The 21,624-nt window shown below is 56.9% G+C and carries 21 protein-coding genes; 14 read left to right on the top strand and 7 right to left on the bottom strand.

Annotation, left to right across the window (positions count from 1 at the left end; genetic code table 11):
• From AC2FLA_RS11930 to AC2FLA_RS11950, 5 genes are all read left to right on the top strand, one after another.
• Positions 1-297 (top strand): phasin family protein (locus AC2FLA_RS11930; protein ID WP_496722421.1); only part of this gene is annotated, 297 nt, incomplete at its 5' end.
• Positions 298-484: 187 nt separating this feature from the next.
• On the top strand, positions 485-1,522 hold the full coding sequence (gene dusA, locus AC2FLA_RS11935; RefSeq protein ID WP_496722423.1) for a tRNA dihydrouridine(20/20a) synthase DusA: 1,038 nt from the start codon (positions 485-487) through the stop codon (positions 1,520-1,522).
• Between the two features lie 40 nt (positions 1,523-1,562).
• On the top strand, positions 1,563-2,387 hold the full coding sequence (locus tag AC2FLA_RS11940; protein WP_109311481.1) for a sulfite exporter TauE/SafE family protein: 825 nt from the start codon (positions 1,563-1,565) through the stop codon (positions 2,385-2,387).
• Positions 2,384-3,166, top strand: coding sequence for a hypothetical protein (locus AC2FLA_RS11945; RefSeq protein ID WP_496722425.1), 783 nt, complete (start codon positions 2,384-2,386; stop codon positions 3,164-3,166). The genes AC2FLA_RS11940 and AC2FLA_RS11945 overlap by 4 nt, the downstream gene beginning before the upstream one ends.
• 33 nt (positions 3,167-3,199) lie before the next feature.
• Positions 3,200-3,928, top strand: a complete 729-nt coding sequence (locus AC2FLA_RS11950; protein ID WP_496722427.1) for a SpoIIAA family protein — start codon at positions 3,200-3,202, stop codon at positions 3,926-3,928.
• Between the two features lie 267 nt (positions 3,929-4,195).
• Here the strand turns inward: AC2FLA_RS11950 and AC2FLA_RS11955 are convergent, their stop codons facing one another.
• The 3 genes from AC2FLA_RS11955 to ccmI are packed head-to-tail and all read right to left on the bottom strand — an operon-like array spanning position 4,196 to position 6,135.
• Positions 4,196-4,429: a DUF1289 domain-containing protein gene (locus AC2FLA_RS11955; RefSeq protein ID WP_058274068.1), complete on the bottom strand. Its 234-nt coding sequence runs from the start codon at positions 4,427-4,429 to the stop codon at positions 4,196-4,198.
• Between the two features lie 18 nt (positions 4,430-4,447).
• Positions 4,448-4,912 carry a Holliday junction resolvase RuvX gene (gene ruvX, locus AC2FLA_RS11960; protein WP_058274067.1) on the bottom strand — a complete coding sequence of 155 codons (465 nt, stop codon included), beginning with the start codon at positions 4,910-4,912 and terminating at the stop codon, positions 4,448-4,450.
• Entirely contained in the window at positions 4,909-6,135 is a 1,227-nt protein-coding gene (gene ccmI, locus AC2FLA_RS11965) for a c-type cytochrome biogenesis protein CcmI (protein ID WP_496722429.1), read from the bottom strand. The genes ruvX and ccmI overlap by 4 nt, the downstream gene beginning before the upstream one ends.
• Before the next feature lie 196 nt (positions 6,136-6,331).
• On the opposite strand from ccmI, the gene AC2FLA_RS11970 reads away from it, so the two are divergent.
• The 4 genes from AC2FLA_RS11970 to AC2FLA_RS11985 all read left to right on the top strand — a co-directional run bounded on the left by AC2FLA_RS11970 (position 6,332) and on the right by AC2FLA_RS11985 (position 11,599).
• On the top strand, positions 6,332-7,576 hold the full coding sequence (locus tag AC2FLA_RS11970) for a sarcosine oxidase subunit beta family protein (RefSeq protein WP_058278329.1): 1,245 nt from the start codon (positions 6,332-6,334) through the stop codon (positions 7,574-7,576).
• Between the two features lie 76 nt (positions 7,577-7,652).
• Positions 7,653-7,982 (top strand): sarcosine oxidase subunit delta, encoded by a 330-nt coding sequence (locus AC2FLA_RS11975; protein ID WP_282120397.1) that lies wholly within the window; start codon positions 7,653-7,655, stop codon positions 7,980-7,982.
• 43 nt (positions 7,983-8,025) lie between these two features.
• Entirely contained in the window at positions 8,026-11,040 is a 3,015-nt protein-coding gene (locus AC2FLA_RS11980) for a sarcosine oxidase subunit alpha family protein (RefSeq protein ID WP_496722431.1), read from the top strand.
• On the top strand, positions 11,033-11,599 hold the full coding sequence (locus tag AC2FLA_RS11985) for a sarcosine oxidase subunit gamma (RefSeq protein ID WP_496722433.1): 567 nt from the start codon (positions 11,033-11,035) through the stop codon (positions 11,597-11,599). The genes AC2FLA_RS11980 and AC2FLA_RS11985 overlap by 8 nt, the downstream gene beginning before the upstream one ends.
• A 331-nt stretch (positions 11,600-11,930) precedes the next feature.
• Here AC2FLA_RS11985 and AC2FLA_RS11990 read toward each other — a convergent pair whose 3' ends face one another.
• The gene (locus tag AC2FLA_RS11990; RefSeq protein WP_496722435.1) at positions 11,931-12,692 is read right to left on the bottom strand and encodes an FkbM family methyltransferase; all 762 of its coding nucleotides are present in this window, start codon (positions 12,690-12,692) and stop codon (positions 11,931-11,933) included.
• A gap of 101 nt (positions 12,693-12,793) precedes the next feature.
• On the opposite strand from AC2FLA_RS11990, the gene AC2FLA_RS11995 reads away from it, so the two are divergent.
• On the top strand, positions 12,794-13,393 hold the full coding sequence (locus AC2FLA_RS11995) for a superoxide dismutase (RefSeq protein ID WP_496722436.1): 600 nt from the start codon (positions 12,794-12,796) through the stop codon (positions 13,391-13,393).
• 281 nt (positions 13,394-13,674) lie between these two features.
• Here AC2FLA_RS11995 and AC2FLA_RS12000 read toward each other — a convergent pair whose 3' ends face one another.
• Positions 13,675-14,259: a nickel-binding protein gene (locus tag AC2FLA_RS12000; RefSeq protein ID WP_496722438.1), complete on the bottom strand. Its 585-nt coding sequence runs from the start codon at positions 14,257-14,259 to the stop codon at positions 13,675-13,677.
• A 100-nt stretch (positions 14,260-14,359) separates the two neighbouring features.
• Here AC2FLA_RS12000 and AC2FLA_RS12005 point away from each other — a divergent pair, with 100 nt between their 5' ends.
• Both AC2FLA_RS12005 and AC2FLA_RS12010 read left to right on the top strand, forming a co-directional pair.
• A complete protein-coding gene (locus AC2FLA_RS12005) occupies positions 14,360-16,006 on the top strand; it encodes a tetratricopeptide repeat protein (protein ID WP_496722439.1) in 1,647 nt (548 codons plus the stop codon).
• Between the two features lie 381 nt (positions 16,007-16,387).
• Positions 16,388-17,179, top strand: coding sequence for a hypothetical protein (locus AC2FLA_RS12010; RefSeq protein WP_496722441.1), 792 nt, complete (start codon positions 16,388-16,390; stop codon positions 17,177-17,179).
• Positions 17,180-17,401: 222 nt separating this feature from the next.
• On the opposite strand, the gene AC2FLA_RS12015 is transcribed toward AC2FLA_RS12010, so the two are convergent.
• Complete coding sequence (locus AC2FLA_RS12015) at positions 17,402-18,976, bottom strand: arylsulfatase (RefSeq protein WP_496722442.1); 1,575 nt, start codon at positions 18,974-18,976, stop codon at positions 17,402-17,404.
• Positions 18,977-19,130: 154 nt separating this feature from the next.
• Between AC2FLA_RS12015 and AC2FLA_RS12020 the strand changes: the two genes are divergently transcribed.
• Entirely contained in the window at positions 19,131-20,036 is a 906-nt protein-coding gene (locus AC2FLA_RS12020; protein ID WP_496722444.1) for a LysR family transcriptional regulator, read from the top strand.
• Positions 20,037-20,525: 489 nt separating this feature from the next.
• Positions 20,526-20,978 (top strand): baeRF12 domain-containing protein, encoded by a 453-nt coding sequence (locus AC2FLA_RS12025; RefSeq protein WP_496722446.1) that lies wholly within the window; start codon positions 20,526-20,528, stop codon positions 20,976-20,978.
• Positions 20,979-21,027: 49 nt separating this feature from the next.
• Here AC2FLA_RS12025 and AC2FLA_RS12030 read toward each other — a convergent pair whose 3' ends face one another.
• Positions 21,028-21,579, bottom strand: a complete 552-nt coding sequence (locus AC2FLA_RS12030) for an LOG family protein (RefSeq protein WP_496722448.1) — start codon at positions 21,577-21,579, stop codon at positions 21,028-21,030.
• Between the last annotated feature and the right edge of the window lie 45 nt (positions 21,580-21,624).

The following is a 21,624-nucleotide window of genomic DNA, read 5'->3' on the forward strand; positions in this document are numbered from 1 at the left end:
GCTGAGATCTCGAGCAAATGGACCAAGGACACCCTGGCCAAGCTGACCGAGATGTCGAAAGCCAAGGCAGAGCCTGCCGACTACGCCAAAGCGGCCACAGACTTCGCCAGCGCATCGGCTGAAGTTGCAGCTGAAAACATGGCAGCCTTCGCAGAGATCGCGAAAAAAGTTCAGTCCGAAACCGTTGAGCTGCTGATGGCAGCTGGCAAAGACGTAGCCGAAGACACTACCGCGGCCGTCAAAAAAGCCACCAACGACGTGACCGCAGCTGCCAAGAAAGCAACTGCTGCCAAGTAAGCAAACGCCGCGAGGCGCACCTACTCCTCCCAATCGGTGCTATCGCGCAGGGCAGGTCGAAAGACCTGCCCTTTCTTTTTGTGCTGGAGTGCCTTTTAGGTACACGTCTTGACCACAGTTCGTCCTTGGTTGCGAAACGCGGTCCGGTGCAGTAAGCCACCTATTCAGTGTACACCGAGACCCATCCATGACCGCATCGTCAAACCCTGTTTTACAGCGCCAGTCGGCTTCAACAAGCCTTGTCACCAAGGCCGCGAGGCTGTCGGTTGCACCCATGATGGACTGGACGGACCGGCATTGCCGATTTGTGCACCGACTGCTCAGCCAGCAGACACTTCTATACACGGAAATGGTAACCGCCCCGGCGTTGGTGCGAGGTGGCGCATTGCATTTGTTGGACTTCAGTTCGCAGGAACACCCCGTCGCGCTGCAATTGGGCGGTTCTGATGCAGAGGAGCTGTCGCAGGCGGCCCAGCTGGGCGCGCAAGCGGGGTATGATGAGATCAACCTGAACTGCGGCTGTCCTTCGGATCGGGTGCAATCGGGTACATTCGGGGCCGTCTTGATGAAAGATCCCGCTCGTGTTGCTGATTGCGTTGCCGCGATGCGCGACGCTGTTGATGTCGAGGTGACGGTCAAATGCCGTATTGGGGTCGATGATCAGGATCCGGAACGGGTCTTGCCTGAATTCCTGCAGGCCATTCATGCGGCCGGATGCCGACGCGTAACAATCCACGCGCGCAAAGCATGGCTGCAAGGGCTTAGCCCTAAGGAAAACAGGGATATCCCGCCTTTGGACTACTACCTTGTGCATCGGATGAAAGCGGCGTTCCCGGAGCTGCATATCTCGATCAATGGCGGTGTCACGTCTCTGGAACAAGCAAAGGTGCAACTGGACGCCGGGCTGGACGGTGTCATGATTGGCCGTGCGGCCTATCACCAACCCACGGATATTTTGGCCGAGGCGGATGCCATGATCTTCGGCAGCGGGCAGGTGGCTGATCCGTTTGATGTTGTTCACAAAATGGTGCCCTATGTCGAAAACCACCTTGCCGGGGGCGGTCGTCTGCACCAGATCACGCGTCACATGCTGGGCCTGTTTGCCGGTCGTCCCGGTGCGCGCGCGTGGAGGCGGGCTCTGTCCGAGGGTGCGGTTCACGACGGAGCAGGCCCCGAAGTGATGCTGCAGGCGCTGGACAGCATCGCGCCTTTGGCAGAGGTTTGACAGCAACAGGATACGGCCGGTTGGCCGGTTTGGGGGGATGATGCCCGAGACGATGTTACTGGCCCAAATGCTGGGCCTTTTGCTTGTAATCGGGGCGCTGGCCGGTGTTTTGGCCGGATTGCTGGGTGTCGGCGGTGGGATCGTTTTGGTGCCAGCGTTTTTCTATGCGTTCCAAACACTTGGATATGGTGGCCCGCAATTGATGCAGTTGTGTCTTGCGACCTCACTGGCAACCATCATCGTCACCTCATTGCGATCCGTCTTGGCGCACAACAAGAAAGGCGCGGTAGACTGGGATATTTTGCGCGGTTGGGGGCCGGGAATTGCAGTTGGTGCAATTGTCGGCGTGCTGGTCGCCTCAGCGCTACGAACCGAAGCCTTGCAAGCCTTGTTCGGAGTGTTGGGCATGGTCATCGGCGCTTATCTGGGCTTGGGCAAATCGGAATGGCGGCTTGGTGATGTGATGCCAAAAGGCGTGAAGCGGGCCGTTTTGTCACCTTCGGTCGGGTTCCTTTCAGTTCTGATGGGCATTGGCGGCGGTAGCTTTGGCGTGCCGCTGATGAGTCTGTTCAACACGCCCATCCACAGGGCGGTTGCAACGGCGGCCGGGTTTGGCGTGATCATCGCCGTGCCTTCAGTTCTAGGCTTTCTATTCTTGGACATAGCGCCTGAACACCGCCCGCCGTTCACAATTGGCGCTGTCAATTTGATAGCATTTGCAATTGTCGTGACCATGACCATGATCACCGCGCCGTGGGGTGTGAAACTGGCGCATGCGATGGACCCCAAACCATTGAAGCGCGTGTTCGCGGTGTTTCTGACGCTGGTCGCCTTGAACATGCTTCGCAAGGCGTTGGGGCTATGACCGATTTTTGGGACAAGGGCTGGATCAGGTTTCCACACGATCCGACACTTGCCCAATGGGTTGAACACGCTTTGCCGCAAGCCCGCGCCTCGGTCACAGATCCGGCCTATGCGGAATGGCTGGATTGCGAAGGCACGTGGTTCATCGGTGTGGATGCGCTGGATAACGATCCAGAGGGCAGGGTGGGGCAATCAGACCTTTTGTCAGGTCTGGCCATGGACTTTATCGCCGAACATTACGGGCGGTTGCCACTGCACAAGGGGCAAGTCTCGGTCGTTTATCCCGGTTATCCGCGCCCGCGTCGTGGCGAAAACGAAGCCGCCAACAGATACCGGCGGAACCGTGACGCGGCGCATGTGGACGGGTTACGCCCTATGGGGCCGGATCGCCGACGCCGGGTGGATGAGCCACATGCGTGGATCCTGGGCATACCGTTAACCGAGGCCAGCGCGGATGCCGCCCCGATGGTTCTGTGGGAGGGCAGCCACAAGATACTGGGTGCGGCCTTTGCGCGTGTCATGGAAGGCCAGCCCAAGGACAGCCTTCACCAGATTGACATCACCGATGTCTATCAGACCGCCCGTCGAGAGGTGTTTGAAACCTGCCCCCGTATCGAGCTGCCTGCAAAGCCGGGTGAAGCCTATCTGCTGCATCGCCACTGCCTGCACGGTGTCGCACCCTGGACCAAAGCGGCGACCGCCGGGCCGGATGGACGGATGATCGCCTATTTTCGCCCGGAATGCGCGGGGGGAGTAGCCGAGTGGATCGAATCCCCGTAACCTGTTGCCATTATTCAGGTTTGGAGGTTTTCGATGATTACGGTTCATACGCATTCTGACGGGGCCCAGATTGAGGTCGAGCTGTCCGGTGAAGTGACGAGCAAAGATTACAGCGAGACCTTGGTCCCCGCGATCGAAGCGGCGCTTGAGGCTCATGATGCAGTGCGTCTGTTGGCGATCGTGCAGCCAGAGTTCAAAGGCTACGACCTTGGGGCGGCATGGTCCGATACCAAGCTGGGTCTCAGCCACTGGCGCGGGTTTGACCGTATCGCAGTTGCGGCTGATCAGGGCTGGGTGCAGACCAGCATCCGTCTGGCCGCGCCGATTCTGCCATGCCCCGTTCAGGTGTTTGAACTTTCGGAACTTGAGGCCGCGCGCCGTTGGATGCGCGAGTCGCTAGGGGCCATTCATGTGACCGATCTGGGTGGACCCTGCGTGCAGATCAGCCTGATGGGCAAACTGGACCCAGAAGAATACCAGCAGGCAGAGCGTGATCTGGATACCTTGCTAAGCTCGAAGAACGGGTTCCGTCTGTTGATCGATCTGCGCGAGTTTGACGGCTGGCAGGGGCTGACTGCACTGGCCGCGCATTTCCGCCTGGCCCGAGGGCATGTGGGAATGCTGGATCGCGCCGCCATAGTGGGGGACAAAGCGTGGCAGCATATGGCGCAGCGTGTCGCCAGTCACGTTCTAGGTGCCCGTACGCAGTTCTTTCCTTCTGAGGAATTCGAAAACGCAAAATCCTGGCTTGCCGCGGGGTAAGGAGACGCTGATCAAGACGTCAGTATTCGCCCGACTTTACCATTACGTAAGGTTAATTTACCGACTGTCCAATTTTTCTTGATCGGTTGGTCAAAAACCGCTTAAACCTGTGTTGTTCTTCCGCCTTACCACGTCGGAAGACCATTTTGCTGAAAGGCGCTGCTGTGGGTTGCCACTCACTTACGCATGTCGTCGAACTTGATCCCCCCTCGGAGTTCAGACCGACCCGCAGCGGCGCGAATTCAGCCAAAAAGCCAGAAGTGGATATCAGGATTTGTTCATTCGCGCCGCCCGCCCACCGCGCCGTTTGGCGAGGCGGGGTTTGCGTGCAGGCAGATCTTCCATGATTTCGGCACGCTCAACGCTGTCCATTTTCGACCAGCGCGTGATCTCATCAATTGTGCGATAACAACCGGTACAGATGCGCTCGGTCGGGTGCACGACGCATATCTGGATGCAAGGGCTCTCGACCTCGTTCCTTTTCCAGACCATGTTTGTCATCGGTACACCCCGTTGCCCTTATAGAAAGCGCAGCCTATCCAGCGCTCCTTGTAGAATATAGCCTGCCGCAACGTGATCGATAACCTGTCCGCGACGTTTTCGTGACGTATCCGCCTCAAGAAGTGCCTTTTCCGCCGCGACTGTGCTTAGCCGTTCGTCCCAGAAGCTGATTGAAACCTCGGTCAGACGTGACAGATTTCGGGCAAAAGCGCGGGTCGATTGGCACCGGGGGCCTTCGGTGCCGTCCATGTTTTTGGGCAGGCCGAGTACGACACCACCAATCTCTCGGTCCGCGATGATGTCCAGCAATCGGGCCGAATCCAGGGTGAATTTCTTGCGTCGCACGGTCTCAAGCGGGCTGGCCACGCCGCGCATCCGGTCGGACACGGCCACGCCGATGGTCTTTTCGCCCAGATCCAACCCCATCAGGGCAGTCATAGGGGGCAATGCGGCGGCGAAGTCTTCGAACTCGTCGTAAATCATTGAGCAATACCTGCCTGAAGTGCAGCAGCGTCGATGATCTCCAGCGCATCGGCGTTTCCGGCAAAGACTGCCATGGCTTCGTTCCTTATGTCGATGGCGCGCTGTCCTTCGCCCAGAACGCCCAGTGCAGCGATCAGACGGGCCCAATCCTCGGGCGCGCCCCCTTCGGTAGCCAGCCGATCTGATAGCTGGTTGACCATGCCGCGGATCATCTCTTGCCGTTCTTCCGGGGTCAGCGCCTCAGCAGCCTCGATGTCTTCCTGACTTGGGCCAGGGCCTGCCGGGGCTGACATCTCAGGCGCGTTGAATACGCCAGCGCGAAACGCCAGCTCATCCAGTTGGGCCAGAATTGCGTCGACCCATAGCGCGCCGGCCGGTGCGTTGCGCAAGGCGTCGGTCCAGATGCGATACCCGATGTCAGGGCGCCCGACCTGCACCATCATCTGGCCAAGGTAATACAGCGCCGGGCCGTGTCGCGGATCACGTTTTAATGCTTCACGCAATGCGGCTTCGGCTTCAGGGGACACATAGCCGCCAGCCGACACGATCATCATTTCGGCCAGATGCGAATAGGCGTCTGCGCGGACTTCGTCGCCGGACAGTTCGATCACCCGCTGCTGGGCCTTGTATGCGGCCGGAAAATTGCCTGCGTTCGCCTCGTGTTGCGCTAGTAAAATATGGCCTTGCAGGTCATCGGGGCGCGCTTCGACGGTTTCACGCAACTGCTTCAAAAGCGCCGCATATCCCTCCGACAGCTCAGGCAAGGGGGCTGGTGTTGTGGTGGCTTCGAATTCAGCTTGGCTGGGGCGTTCCGCGCGCAAGGTTTCCGCCTGCGCAATACGCAGCGACAGGGGTTGATCCGGCAGCCCCGCCGCACCCATCCGGTCGTACATCCAGGCCGCACCGCCGACCAGGATAAGACCCACGGCTGCGATCGTGGTGACCGAGGCCCAAAGTGGCGGTCCCGGTCGGGTCGACTGTGCCTGTATCTGTGCGTCTGCGGCCAGAATACGGCGTGAAATCTCGGTGCGTACACGCTCGGCATCTGCTTCCCCGATGACACCTCGGGCCAGATCCTTGTCCACGCCCGCCAATTGTTCGCGATAAACACGAAGGTCATAGGCCGCTGCGGGTTCGCGTGTGTCGCGCGCGCGCAGGATAGAATAGCCTAGGAACACTGCAGTCACGGCAGCTGTTAGGATGATCAGGACCCAGAACGACATGGCTTCTCCGAAGTGGCTGCCCTGACTTAGACCTCTCGGCGGGCCGACAAAAGGGACAAATGGCCGCTGGCCGACTTCGTGTCGCAATAATGGGGCCTATGTCGCAATAGTGCGATATTACGGCGTTGAACGGCAGGGGCGCGCTGGCGTTACGCGGCATATCTTCGCGCAATCACCGAACCGGATGGATTCGCCTATGAAACACTATTCAGCCTTTGCTGTAGCGCGCGAAGCGCTGCGCTATCACACCGGATGGGAACGCGCCTGGCGTTCGCCCGAACCCAAGAAGAAATACGACGTGATCATCGTCGGTGCGGGCGGTCATGGTCTGGCCACGGCCTATTATCTGGGTAAGAACTACGGCATCCAGAATGTCGCCGTGATCGAAAAAGGCTGGCTGGGCGGTGGTAACACCGGTCGGAACACGACTATCATCCGCTCAAACTACCTGCAGGACCCTTCGGCAGCGATCTACGAAAAAGCGCGCAGCCTGTACGAGGATCTGAGCCAGGAACTGAACTATAACATCATGTTCAGCCCCCGTGGCGTTATGATGCTGGCCCAAACCCATCACGAAATTCGCGGCTATCAGCGCACGGCGCATGCCAACGCATTGCAAGGTGTTCAGACCGAATGGATCACCCCCGAGCGCGTCAAAGAGCTGGTGCCGATCATCAATATCGACGGCCCGCGCTATCCGGTTCTGGGCGCATTGTGGCAGGAACGCGGGGGCACCGCTCGTCACGACGCCGTGGCTTGGGGATATGCGCGCGCCTGTTCCGCAATGGGCATGGACATCATCCAGCAATGCGAGGTCAAAGGCGTCAGGTCTGAGAATGGCCGCGTTGTTGGCGTCGATACTACCAAGGGTTCGATTGACTGTGACAAGCTGGGTATGGTGGTTGCGGGCCATTCCGGTCAGCTGGCCGAGATGGCGGGATTCCGTTTGCCGCTTGAGGCGATTGCCCTGCAGGCGTTGGTGTCCGAGCCGATCAAGCCCTGCATGGACGTGGTGGTGATGGCCAACACCGTGCATGGTTACATGTCACAGTCCGACAAGGGTGAGATGGTGATTGGCGGCGGCACTGATGCCTTCAACAACTACACCCAGCGCGGCAGCTTCCATCATATCGAGGAAACCGTTCGGGCACTGGTCGAAACTTTCCCGATGATCTCGCGCCTGAAGATGCTGCGCCAGTGGGGCGGGATTGTGGACATGACCGGCGACCGGTCTCCGATCCTGTCAAAAACGCCTTTGGGCGGTTGCTTTATCAACTGTGGCTGGGGCACGGGTGGCTTCAAGTCGATCCCCGGATCTGGATGGGGCATGGCGCAGCTGATGGCCACAGGTCACTCGCCGCTGACCGAAGCCTTTACGCTGGACCGCTTCAAAGAGGGCCGCTTCATCGACGAAAGCGTCGCCGCCGGGGTGGCGCACTAACACCCTGGCCCGAAGGTGCCACCTAATAGAATTCTGGTTGGCCACATTGCCAGCCGACCGCCAAAAGGATGACCATATGCTGATCCTGAACTGCCCGTATTGCGGCGTCGACGCCGAAGAATCTGAACTGTCCGCCGGAGGTGAGGCGCACCTGAAACGCTTCGGTCCCGGCTCGTCGGATGGCGAATTCCACGACTACCTGTTCATGCGTGAAAATCCCAAAGGCGTTCATTTCGAACGCTGGCGCCACAGCAACGGCTGCGGCAAGTGGTTCCACGCCGCTCGCTGCACACAAACGCTCGAAGTGTTCGGGACTTATACCGCCCAGACCACCGAGCCGCCGAAAGAACTCAAGGACGCGATCACTGCAAAGCGCCCTGGCTGGACGTGGAGAGAGTACGAATGATCCGCGCCGCCATCCATAATTCCGCCTGCGAAAGGTCCGCAACATGAGCACCCGTCTCGCAAAACAAGGCCGGCTGATTGACCGGTCGAAACAGGTCACATTCACCTTCAACGGCACGTCGATGCAGGGGTACGAGGGCGACACGCTTGCCTCGGCCCTGCTGGCCAATGACCAAATGATGATGGGCCGGTCATTCAAATACCACCGGCCCCGCGGTGTCGTCGCCAGCGGTGCGGAAGAGCCGAACGCTTTGGTTGGCTTGGGGCAGGGCAACCGGTTCGAGCCGAACCAGCGCGCCACAACGACCGAGCTGTTCAACGGTCTGACCTCAATTTCACAGAACCACTGGCCGAACCTGGAATTCGACATCGGTGCCGTGAACACAGCGCTGGCGCGGTTCCTGCCAGCGGGCTTCTACTACAAGACATTCATCCACCCCAAGCCGTTCTGGAAGCATGTCTACGAGCCGATCATCCGGCGGTCGGCCGGTCTGGGTAAAGCACCCGATAAGGACAACCGCGACGCAGATACTTATGAGCACTTCTACGCTTTCACCGACGTTCTGGTGATCGGTGGCGGTGTCGCCGGGTTGCAGGCGGCCATGGCGGCGGCCGAGACTGGCGCCAAGGTTCTGCTGATCGAGCAAACCGCGCATTGGGGTGGACGCGCTCCGGTTGATGGCGGGACCATTAATGATGAGCCTGTGGATAAGTTCGTGGAACAATTGGTTTCCAAACTGGAAACAATGGACAACGTTATCATGCGCAACCGCTGCATGGGCGCGGGCGTCTACGACCATGGTTATGTGCTGGGGTATGAGCGTCTGAACGACCATAAACCGGGCACACAAGGTCCACGTCATCGCCTGTGGCGGATCCGGGCCAAGCAGGTCGTCACTGCGACAGGCGCAATCGAACGCCCGCTGTCTTTTGCGGACAATGATGTTCCGGGTGTCATGCTAGCCGCGGCCATGCGCGACTATGTGGTGAATTGGGGCGTCACCCCGGGTGAACGTGTGATCGTTGCGACCAACAATGACGACGCTTATCGCACGGCGATCATCCTCAAACAGGCAGGTGTAGATGTTCTGCGTGTGATCGATGCGCGCGCTGCTGCCGGACCGCTGGCCGAAGAGGCGCGACAGCTTGGCATCCGGGTCGACCCCGGCAAAGCCATTGCCAAAGTCAAAGGCGGCAAGCGCGTCAAAAAGGTCGAAATCTGCAATCAGGAAGGCATCGGTGGCGCTCGTGAAGAAGTTGAGTGCGACGCAGTTGCCATGTCGGGCGGCTGGTCTCCGGTAGTTCACATGTGGTCGCATTGCGGTGGCAAGCTGATCTGGGATGAGGCAAACGCACATTTCCGCCCCGATCCTGCGCGCCCTCCGCTGGGTGCGAATGGCGAAGGGTTCGTTGTGGCCGCAGGTGCCTCAAATGGCCCACTGGCGCTGGGTGATGTTCTGACTGACGCGCATGCCGCTGGCAAAGCGGCCGCCAAGGCGGCTGGCTTCAAGCCGAAAAACACCAAGGCTCCGGCTGGTGAGGCCACGCAAGAGGCCGCTATGCAAGCGGTCTGGCTGATGCCCGCCAACGCCGATGTGCAGCTGCGCATGAAATCGTGGCTGGATTTCCAGAATGACGTCAAGGTCTCGGACGTGCAGCTGGCCGCGCGCGAAGGCTATGAAAGCGTCGAACATACAAAGCGTTACACCACGCTGGGCATGGCGACAGATCAGGGTAAATTGAGCAACATCAACGGCCTAGCGATCCTTGCTGATGCATTGGAATCGGAAATCCCGAAGGTTGGCACCACCACCTTCCGCCCGCCCTATACCCCAATCTCGATGGGTGCGATTGGCGGCGAAGCGCGGGGTGAGGTGTTCCAGCCGATCCGCCAAACACCGATGCATGACTGGCACGACAAGAACGGCGCCGATTGGGAACCGGTCGGTCACTGGCGCCGGACCTATGCCTATGTGCGACCTGGCGAATCCGTGCACGATGCGGTGAACCGCGAGGTGAAGAACACCCGCGACAATCTCGGTCTGCTGGATGCCTCGACACTTGGCAAACTGATCGTCAAAGGCCCCGATGCCGGCAAATTCCTGGACATGATGTACACCAACATGATGTCCACGCTGAAGATCGGCAAATGTCGCTATGGCCTGATGTGCTCGGAAAACGGGTTTCTGATCGATGACGGCGTTGTCGCTCGCATCGACGAGGATACATGGCTGTGCCACACAACCACCGGCGGAGCCGAACGCATCCATGCCCATATGGAAGAATGGCTGCAGACCGAATGGTGGGACTGGAAAGTCTACGTCGCCAACGTGACCGAGCAGTACGCTCAGGTGGCAGTGGTCGGCCCCAATGCCCGCAAGCTGCTTGAAAAGCTGGGCGGCATGGATGTCAGCGCTGAGGCGCTGCCTTTCATGGAGTGGCGCGATGGGCAGATCGGTGGTTTCGATTGCCGTGTCTACCGGATTTCATTCTCAGGTGAACTGAGCTGCGAAATCTCGGTTCCGGCCAGCCAGGGGCAAGCCTTCTGGACCGCTCTGATGGAGGCAGGCAAAGAGTTCGGAGTGATGCCGTACGGCACCGAGTGTCTGCACATCCTGCGGGCCGAGAAGGGCTTTATCATGATCGGGGACGAGACCGACGGCACCGTGATCCCACAGGATCTGAGGCTGCACTGGGCGCTCTCGAAAAAGAAAGAGGACTACCTTGGCAAACGCGCCCATTCGCGCAGCCACATGGCCGATCCGGACCGCTGGAAACTGGTCGGTCTTGAGACTGTGGATGGTTCTGTCATCCCTGACGGAGCTTACGCAGTCGGCGAGGGGGTCAACGCCAATGGTCAGCGCAATATGATCGGTCGCGTTACCTCGACATATTACTCGGCCAACCTCGGAAAAGGTATCGCCATGGGTCTGATCAAGCACGGTCCAGACCGCATGGGCGAGATCGTCGAGTTCCCGGGCACCGATGGCAAAACCTACAAAGCTAAGATCGTGGACCCGATCTTCTTCGATAAGGAAGGGGAGAAGCAGAATGTCTGAACCCATCAGCGCACTGAACCACGCAAGCTATGATGGCATCGCCAAGATCCAGGAATGTGGCCTGCAGGGCATGATTACTTTGCGCGGCGACCTGTCCGACAAAGTGTTGGCCAAGGCCGTCAAGGACGCAACGGGTCAGAAAATGCCCGGTCAGCGCGAAGCTCTGGTCGATGGTGAGTCCGGCGTCTGCTGGATGTCCACCGATGAATTACTGGTGCTTGTTCCTTACGCTGAGGTTGAGGCCAAACTGGCAGCCATGACCAACGCGCTGAGCGGTACACACGCGTTGGCGGTCAACGTCTCGGACGCCCGCGCGGTGTTCCGTATCTCGGGCGGCAATGCGCGTGAGGTGCTGGGCAAGCTTGCCCCGGTCGAGCTGTCGGCGGAGGCATTTCAACCAGGTCAAATCCGCCGCTCGCGCCTGGCGCAGGTGGCAGGCGCGTTCTGGATGGATGACGCCGAAACCTTCCGCGTTGTCTGTTTCCGGTCGGCCGCAGACTACGTGTTCAAGCTGCTTAAAGTTGCGGCGCAGCCCGGCAGCGAGGTTGGGGTTTACTGAACCGAAGTGAACTGAAAAGCCCCGGCTACGCCGGGGTTTTCTTTACCCGGTGGTTACGCTGCAAACTCCCGAACCATATGGTTTGTTGGCAGCGCTTGTATGCGCAAAACTGGCGCGATCCAGCCATGGCCGTCCGACTTCGTGATTTCACATTTGTATTCGACAGTATCCGCCAGAACTGATTGTGCGGAAAAGATCGTCTCAGAAATCCCCGTAGGCGATGCTGTCATTTTGCTTTCTCAAAAACTCTTCCGCGGGTGCTATTCAACTAGCACTCGCCAGATTGGTAAGTGAGGAAACAACTACTTAGATAGGAATAGCGGCTGCATTACTAGTTAGAAAAAAGTACCGTACGGTACCGTGTCATTTCCGTTGGGCTGAGCGCTTTCTGAACATCCAGTGGGCGTCCGGTTTCGTCAGTAATTTCAGAATAAAAGGAGAGACTGCTCAGCATGTCTGAGGTCCGCTGATGTCTGTCCTCTTCGGGCAAAAGCGGTGAGTGGAGTGAGAGGTACAGAGTAGGTCGCGTCCGTTTCAACCAGGGCAGGATCGTTGGCAGCACAAAAAACTCAGCCCCTTCAATATCCATCTTGACCAGAGAGATACCCGACAGGTCATTCGCGGCCTCGAACTGGTCCCATGCGATCGTCAAGGCGTCATTGCCATGTATTCCGTCGTGCAAAAGTGAGCTGGTGGAATCGCCCGGCTCGCCGCGCACCGACGCCATGCGAGCCACTCCGAACTGATCCGACAACGCCACGCCAAAGGCCGAAACGTTTTGGATGTCGTTCAGGTCGAGGTTCCAGGCCAGATGCCGAAATGCCGTTGGGTCCGGTTCGAAACACCAAACGTGCCGCGCCTTGCGGGCACCGTACAGGACTGTGGGACCAATCCATGCGCCGATGTCCAGATAATCCCGATCTGCCGACAGATACTTGTCGAGCACGGCGAAGGTTTCAGGCTCCCACTTGCCATCGGATGCCTTGCGCCAAAATTTCGAATGATAAGGGTCCAGACGAAACGGCTCGCCATTCAGCTGGCCCGCATAGTATCCGCGGGCGCGGTAAAACATCTTGCGCGCCTGTGTAAGCATCGTCTGCCTCCGGGTTTTCTTGTCTCGGCTCTTGACCTGCGGCGGCTGCCAAAGCATTTAACCTTGGGAACCGCAACTTACATTTTTAACAGGGGGCCGATATGGCTTTTGAACTTCCTGATCTTCCTTATGCACATGACGCGCTGGCAGCCAAGGGTATGTCCGCGGAAACACTGGAATATCACCACGACCTGCACCACAAGGCCTATGTCGACAACGGCAACAAGCTGATCGCCGGCACCGAGTGGGACGGCAAGTCGCTGGAAGAGATCATCGTTGGCACCTACGACGCAAATGCCGTCGCGCAAAACGGCATCTTCAACAACATCAGCCAACTGTGGAACCACAACCAGTTTTGGGAAATGATGGGCCCCGGCGGCAACGCAATGCCCGGTGAGCTGGAAAAAGCCCTGACCGAGAGCTTTGGCTCGGTTGACGAGTTCAAGTCGCAGTTCAGCGCGGCTGGTGCCGGTCAGTTCGGCTCGGGCTGGGCGTGGCTGGTTAAGAACGCAGACAGTTCGCTGGCCGTGACCAAGACCGAAAACGGCGTCAACCCGCTGTGCTTTGGTCAGACCGCGCTGCTGGGTTGCGACGTGTGGGAGCACTCCTACTACATCGATTTCCGCAACAAGCGTCCGGCTTACCTGTCGAACTTCCTCGACAATCTGGTAAACTGGGAAAACGTTGCATCGCGGATGTGATTGTTAACCCGATAAGGGTTTTCAAGGGCCTGCTGGCGGTGACGTTGGCAGGTCTTTTCTTGTTTAGATAGCTATTTTTAATGGTGATGTTGCGTTTTGCAATCGGCATCTAATGGCAGCAGTGAGCCCAATTTGTCGAATGCCGCGCTTCGAACGAATGACGGCTTTGGGTTCAGGTTCGCTTTTGATGTTGGGTCGAACTCGTGCCGTCGCCCCAATTAAAGTTGCCCCGAAACTTGTCCGGAGCAATTTCCGACTTGAAGTCCAAGACGACAGGTTGTTCAGTTTGCGATTTGGCTTACCGGCGTGATCTTTCCGATCGGCGCTCCGGCCAATGCGCCATGCTCGCGCAGCGTATCGGGATTGTCGGCCCGGTAGATGCAATACGTCCCTTCACCCGTCAGATAGGAATGGTCCCATTCGATCACATCGCCAAGTTTAGCGACCGCTGCATTCGAGCCCTTCGAAATCTTCTCCTTCTTGTCCAGCCCGAAGAACCCGACACCAGGAATTGGACGTTCTATGACAAAAACCTGATGCCCGTCTCGCGGCTCTGCACCGGCGGCCTGACCACCGCCAACGGTGGGTGAGTTGATGAAGAGCACTTCCGAGATTTTCTCTGCTGTGATGGCGGCGGTTTGAAACAAGTCACGCACTGCTCCTTCATTCTTGGCCGTCATTACTACATAGCTGTCAAGACCAGCGGACAGCGTTTCGTCGACGATCACACCTGCCTGCTGCATGAGCGCCTCAGAGGGGGCCTCGAACGGTGCTTCCAGTTCGACAACAAACTGGCCGGCAAATCCGGCAATGGGTGTGAAGAGAGCCGCAACTAGTACGGCACGGAAAGTGGGGAATTTGAACATATGATCCTCCATGGTTCAAATTTAGCGCTTTGTGGCTTTCGTGGCTATGCTGCCCAAAACCGACTATAATGTTGGCGAAATCCGAGCTGAAATGTCCTGAATGACTTCCGAAATCGCTCCGAAATCACGCGTATTGCGAATTGGTCAGGGTCGTTACGACCTTGAAACCGGTGCACTTACCACGACAGATGGCGCGCCAATACACCTGCGGAAGCAATCCGCCGATGTCCTTGCGGTGCTTGCCTCTCGGGCGGGAGAGGTGGTCGATCGCGAAGCGCTTGTTCAAACGGTCTGGAAGGGCATCGCAACAACCGACGACTCATTGATCCAGTGCATCAGTGATATTCGTCGCGCGCTCGGAAAAGATGTGATCGAAACCTATCCAAAAATTGGCTACCGGCTGGTTGCGGTTGTGGCATCTGCGGATCGCCCAACAAGACTGCCTCACACCAGCCTTCGCCTGATCGCAGCGGTTGGGGCTTTCGCGCTGTTTGCCTCAGGTTTGGGCCTTTGGTTCACTTCTGTTTCCGGCAAATTTGATGCAGGTAGCGCAGCCATAGTGCCGCCTCAAATTTTGCCCGACAAGACGCTCGCGGTTCTACCCTTCGTCAATCTTGGCGGTGGCGAAGAGTTGCAATTTTTTGGGGACGGCCTCAGCGAGGATTTGACCACGGACCTCGCCAAGATACCGGATCTGACGGTGATCGCCTTCGCGTCCAGCGGCGACTTTCCTCAAGCCGAGGCCGGTTTCAGGGAGATCGCTGATAATCTTGGCGTGCGCTACCTTGTGCGCGGAACCGTACGGCACTCCAATGACAGGGTGCGCATCAATGTTTCTCTAATCGACCCTTTCGAGGGCGTGAATATCTGGGCAGAGCGATTTGATCGGGTTCGGCAGGACCCCTTCGATGTCCAGGAAGATGTGACGCGCGCGATCGTCGACGCCCTGTCACTTTCGCTCAAAGCCAACGTGGTGCCATCGCGCGTGGCGACAGACGCGTATTTCATGTTGCTACGCGGTTTAGAGCCATTGCGCGACGGGACAAGAGAAGGCAATCAACGGGCACGCGAATACTTCGAAAAAGCTCTTGCGCTTGACCCAAACTATGCACGTGCACATGCGTACATTGCTGTGGCATACGGGCGCGACATGATGTTCGACTATGCCACCCCGTTGCAACGGCAGTCTGTTCAACCGGGGCTTCAGGCCGCCATCACAGCAATACAACTCGATCCGGACATCCCGAATGCCTATTTCGCGTTGGCAATCCTGAACCTTGCCATCGGAGAGAATGACAAGGCACTTGCGGCAGCGCGGCATTCGATCCAACTCAACCGGAATTTCGCAGAAGGCTACGCTATTTTGGCCGAGGCGGCTGTTTATGGCGGCGATCTTAAAGAGGCACGCGAAGCGATCCAGCACGCCAAACGTTTGCACCCTCATCATCCGGCGCGATTTGACTGGATTGAGGCACACGTCCATCTTCAGCTTGGAGACGCAGAAACCGCGCGCGCGTTGCTGGAGACCACGGTTGAGGAAGCTCCTGGTTTTGCCGCAGCCTTCGTCTTGCTCGCTGCCACCTATGCCGAACTGGGAGAGTATGAACGCTCAAAATCAGTGCTGGCCGCGTTGCGCGCTCAACAGCCAGGTTTTCAGGTTAACCGCTTCGTAGCCTCGGCACCGTTTGCATCAGAAGATCGTCGTCAGCGACTCAATGATGCGCTAATAACTGTAACCAGAGATTGATGCGTCATTCCAAACGGATTTCTAATCACTTTCGCCGCCTGTTGGCGAGCAGCGGTCGTATACTCGGAGTCCAACAGCAGACGATGGTGCACTTGCAGCGAAAGTCTGGAAGTCCGCATTGCTGTCGTTGCTGTCGTTGCTGTCGTTGCTGGCGTCTGAACTGTCCCTAAGACCTACCGAAACCGTCGGATGACCCGTCTGAGCCCAAAAAGACGGATGCTGCGCAGTGCACGAAGGTCTGATCTGCATGTCTCGGATCGCAGACATCTAGATTAATAATGAACTTTAGATTGTATGAAGGTCAAGTAACTCTCCCTCGCTGCCTATCAGATCAAAGGTTTGTAGCCTCGCGCAAACAAGATACACTATTTGAGGAACGAGATGGCAATTTGGAAGCGCAGAAAGAATAACAAGGACACTGATTTGCCACCAGAGCAAGGCGATTTCAACCAATCACCGCAAGTCAAATCAATGCACAATGCGATCAACAAAGAGGAGCCATCCGATCCGCTGATCCGTGCTAAAATGACCAGCAAGGACATAACTGCCGCTACGCTTGATATGCTGAACGACGAAAGAGGCATCCGTGTTGAAACGGCTTTGGGTGTGCTTGGGTCGCTTGCTGGCGCATCGTGCTCCTATGCGATGTTAGACCTTGTTGTGCGTGATCCCAATGCACAAGCCCCCGAAGTCGTAGTTGCCAACCTTAAATCCGGCGAACGTTTGATGTTTGGCGACTACATCAATCGCAAGTTAGTTGAGGGCGAAGACTTGGGTTCTCAAACCCTTTCGCTGTGGCATCTTTTTGCTGGAATGGCGCAGCATCATCTTGGTGAAGTTCCGCAGATTGATTTTCAGGAGTTGTTCGGACGTGTCACTGCACAAGGAGGTACGCCTGACTTTGGCAAAATACAGGTGCCTGACAATCATTTGCCTGGCGATTTGCCGCAGAATTTTGTGAAAGAGTTGTTCCCACAATATCTGCCGATTCTGAGGCGGTATGAGTTGCCGAAAAATCAATATTGGTTGGCGCTTGGCCTTTCGGCTCAGGAAGTGATCGGTATGGGCAAAGATACCGCTGATCCGGCCGTGATGGCGCGCTTAGCACTGGAATGCGCAGTCTATGCATCCAAGTTAGACATGACACCGCACTTGGTAAGAGACAGAACGTAGGTGCGCGCTGGAGCAAAATCGGCCATTCAGCGGCAAATATGGAACGGCTCAATTTCCTATTGAAACCGTCAGATGACCGCACTGAGTCCAAATTGACTGATGCTGCGCTACGTCCAAATGACAAGCTTAGGTGTAAAAGCGGACCCTGCGCAAGCAGGTGTTTTCGCGCAAATTCTAGTATGGATCGGGAGGCAACGATTGATGCCTCCCGAGTGTTGGTTTCTACTGCGACATCCCGCCTTCGGTCGAAATTTGCTCTTCGACATGGCCCTGGTTGGTTATGTCCGATCCCCGTGGAGGATATTCCTTGAATGTCGACAGGTGGTTTTGCACGATTTTAGCAGCAGGACCAAATGCCCACATCTTGTTGCCCATCCACCGTGTATACATCCCCGATTCCTCTGCCGCTTTTTCGTAAGGATCGCGGCGCAGGTTGAATAGTAGGGGTGCGTTCAGTTCTTCTTTGGGTCCCGCCCAACCTTCGGTTTGTATCGTGAAGTGCGCTTTCCAGTCACCATGCCGAACCGCTTGCAAGTCCGGACCTTCGTAGTAGATGATCTCATCCCGGTTGCTATCGCCGTCACCAGTCAAAAACGACAGTTGGTTGAACCCATCCAGATGCACCTGATAGCCCTCGTAGCCTTGGAGCAATGATCCGGGCAGATCGTTCGGGCCGCCAGCGGCGGCAACAAGAGTGGGCATCCAGTCAAGACCGGCAAAAATACCATTGCTCACGGTTCCGGCTGGGACTTTTCCGGGCCAACGAATGATAGCGGGAACGCGAAAACCACCTTCCCAGGTTGTCCCTTTTTCACCATGGAATGGCGTTGTTCCTCCGTCGGGCCAGGTCATGGTTTCAGGGCCATTATCCGAGGTGAAGACGACAATTGTGTTTTCTGAGACGCCCAGTTCGTCCAACTGAGCCATGACTTTGCCCACGTTGTCGTCAAGCTCCTTCATGACCACATCCTGCAAACCACGCCCGTCACCCAACATGGCTTCGTATTCGGGGCTCAGATGGGTCCAGACATGCGCGCGCGCCGGGGCCATCCAAACGAAGAAAGGCGTTTCACTGTCAACCGCGCGGTTGATGAAGTCCAGTGTGTGCGCTGTTACTTCATTGTCGAGCGTCTTCTGCCGCTCGGGCGGAGCGGGACCATCGTCGATGATGCGTTGCTTTCCGACCAAACCCCAGCGCGGATCAATAGTTTCATCCATGGTATCAGTTGCGTAGGCGTGGATGATGTTCCGGGGGCCAAAAGTGTCGTTGAATTTCTGATCTTTCGGCCAGTCCGGATCGGATGTGTATTCCATCGCGTTCAGGTGATAGAGCCAGCCCCAGTATTCGTCAAAACCTTTCACTGTTGGCAGGAACTTGTTCATATCGCCCAGATGGTTCTTGCCAAATTGACCAGTTGTGTAGCCCAGAGATTTTAGCATGTTGGCTAGAGTAGGGTCATTTTCGCTCAGACCTTTTTCCGGGTCTCCGGGCAGGCCAACTGTGTGCATCCCAGTTCGAACCGGAAATTGTCCGGTGATAAAGGCAGACCGTCCGGCGGTACAGCTTGGCTGCGCATAGTAATCCGTCAGACGCATGCCATCCGCAGCAAGCTGATCAAGGTTGGGGGTTTTGATGCTTTTTACACCCTGATGGTAGCTGCCCAGACTGGCCCAGCCGACATCGTCGGCCATTATGACAAGGATATTGGGTTGGTCGGTTTCGGCCAAAACTGGCATGGCACAAACCGAAGCTGTGGCCAGCGTGGCGGAAACCGCAACAGATCGAAGAATGAACATTTTTACCTCTGTGGACGTAGAAGACGATATCGATGGTGGGAGTATCGAAGGGTCCATCAGGGATAGCGGTCGAAACTTTCGCGTCGCAACAGAGCTTTACCAGGATTTCATATTATGAAATCTAAAAAACGAAACCTGAAATGAAATTGACCACATGATGAACGAAAAAGCACTGACTGCCTTTCTTGCATTGGCTGAAACCGGCAGCTTCCAAAATGCAGCCCGTGCCATGGGTGTGTCCAACGCGTCATTGTCCCGCTATGTCGGGCAGGCCGAGGACCATACGGGACTTGTTTTGTTTCATCGAAGCCGAAACAGCAGCACACTGACACGCGCGGGGCAGGAGTTCTTTCCAATCGCCCAGGAGCTGCGCGAAGACCTGAACCGATATGCGACACGTGTGGCCGGTTTGCGCGAAACCGGGCCGGGCACTTTGCTGATCGGTTGCGGGCCTCTGACCACGAGGACCCTGATCCTGCCCGTTTTGCGATCAATGCGGCAAGTGATGCCTGACTTGCGCTTCCGAATTCTGGTAAGCGCCTACGCACGCCCGCTCGACTTTTTGCAGGCAGGAAAATTCGACATATTCCTCGGCGATCTGACCTACACACCTGAAGCCGAGGATGTCGAGATCATGGTGATGGAAAAACAGCAAATCCAGTTTGTTGCTCATCGCGATCATGGGGTTCACCAGCGCGGCCCGCAAACTATAGCTGGTATATTCGATTATCCCTTTGCATCGCCGCATCTTCACAAACATTGGAAAGCAACCTTGATAAAGTCACTTGGTGGCGATGCCGAGGCCGTCGAAAAGGTCAATGCCCAGCCGCATATCGAATGCGACGACTACAACCTCCTGACCGGATTGTTGGCGGAGCCTGACTTCATTGTGGGAGGGATGTCGGACACGTTCGCAGGGCTGATCCGTGCAAAGACAATCAAACCCGTGTCGATGAAACAGAACCTTACGTGGAACATTTGCGCGGCGCGTAAGTCGCAGAACACGTCGGATGCTCTTGAATTGTGTTGGAGTGAGCTTGCTAAATACCGCGCCCAATGACGTGAGGCATCTAAAGGAGTCCAATTGAAACGTTTTATGGCTCAAACTAGGTTGTTTGCCTGTGTCCCATAAACTTGCCGAAGTTCCGCACTACAACCAGAGCGGCTTTTGAATGCAAATGACCAATGGCAGCTTTGTTCGCATAGCAGACATCAGTCGCTCCTTATTGTGAACTGTTCATGTGTTGCTGCCGCTCTCTACTTCCCGCCATTTGTCCCGCAAAGCTGACTTCTGCAAAAAAGGCCATTCGACGTTACCGACGTGACCCTGCAACTCCGCCGCAGGAGAAAACCTGCCTACACGTCAACTTTCGAATTGAGACCTATTGTACGCCGTCCCGCAATACCTAGCTAAAGTATGCGGAGGGAGAGAGCCGCAAATCACTAAGAAAACGGTCAGGCAACGCGCTGAAAGACTTCGGCGCGTCTCGGGTAAGCTGTGCCTGACGCATGAGGGATGGCCAAAAAAACGCCATTACAGGAGAACACAATGGTCGAACTTTCACAGGGAACATGGGTTGTCATCGCTGACGGGGAAAAGGCGCTGTTCATGGAGAATATCACCGACGCCGAAGATCCCAATCTGGTTGTCGTATCCGTAGAAGAAAGCGACGGACCAAGGGCCAAGCCCTCGGACCGGGCCGGTCGTCGTTTTGACACTGCGCCGCATCAGAAATCGGCTGTGGAAGAGAGCAAATGGAAAACCCATGCGAAATCCCTGTTCGTGCAGGATGTCGCCAACCTGTTGAACCGTAAGGGTTTGAAAGGGGCCTATAAACGATTGGTCCTGGTGGCCAGCCCGCATGTTCTGGGGTTGCTGCGTCGACGGTTGCACAGCGAAGTGCTGGGCAAAGTGGTTGCCGAGGTGGATAAAACGCTGACCAATCACCCGCTGCATAAAGTTGAACAGGTGTTGCGACAGCGCCTTGCCCCTGCGACTTGAATTTGGCGGAAACAAACGGGCGGCCCTGACCGCCCGTATACCGGACAGCCTAAGTAAGAACTTTCCTAAGCGTTGACATTGCAGCCTCCGGTCCATCGACCCATGTGATGAAATCCGACAACGATGCGTCTGCAAAGCCTTGGCCGATGACCTGTTGCAACAGCTCGTGCAGCGTATCCCAATAGCCATCCACATTCATGACCAGAATGGGCTTGTCGTGCAGGCCCAGTTGCCGCCAGGTGAGCGCCTCGAAGAGCTCATCCAGCGACCCCGGACCGCCGGGCAGGACAATAACCGCATCGGCGTTCATGATCATGACCTTCTTGCGCTCGTGCATCGTCTCGGTGACCACGAAACGGGTCAGGTCCGTTTTGCCGACTTCGCGTTGCAGAAGGTGCACTGGGATGACGCCGAACGTGTCACCACCGGCGGCTTGCGCGGCCCTCGCGACCTCACCCATTAGCCCCACATCCCCGGCCCCGTAAACCAGCCGCCAGCCTTCTTCGGCCAAAAGGGTTCCGAAGTGTTGCGCGGCGTCGGAATAGGCCGGATTCGCGCCATTTCGTGACCCGCAATACACACAGACAGATTTCTGAGACATGGGATGGCTTCTCCGGGCTTGTATATGGTGTTTTGACCCGTGATA

The sequence above is a fragment of the Ruegeria sp. CDSA033 genome (assembly GCF_059612305.1).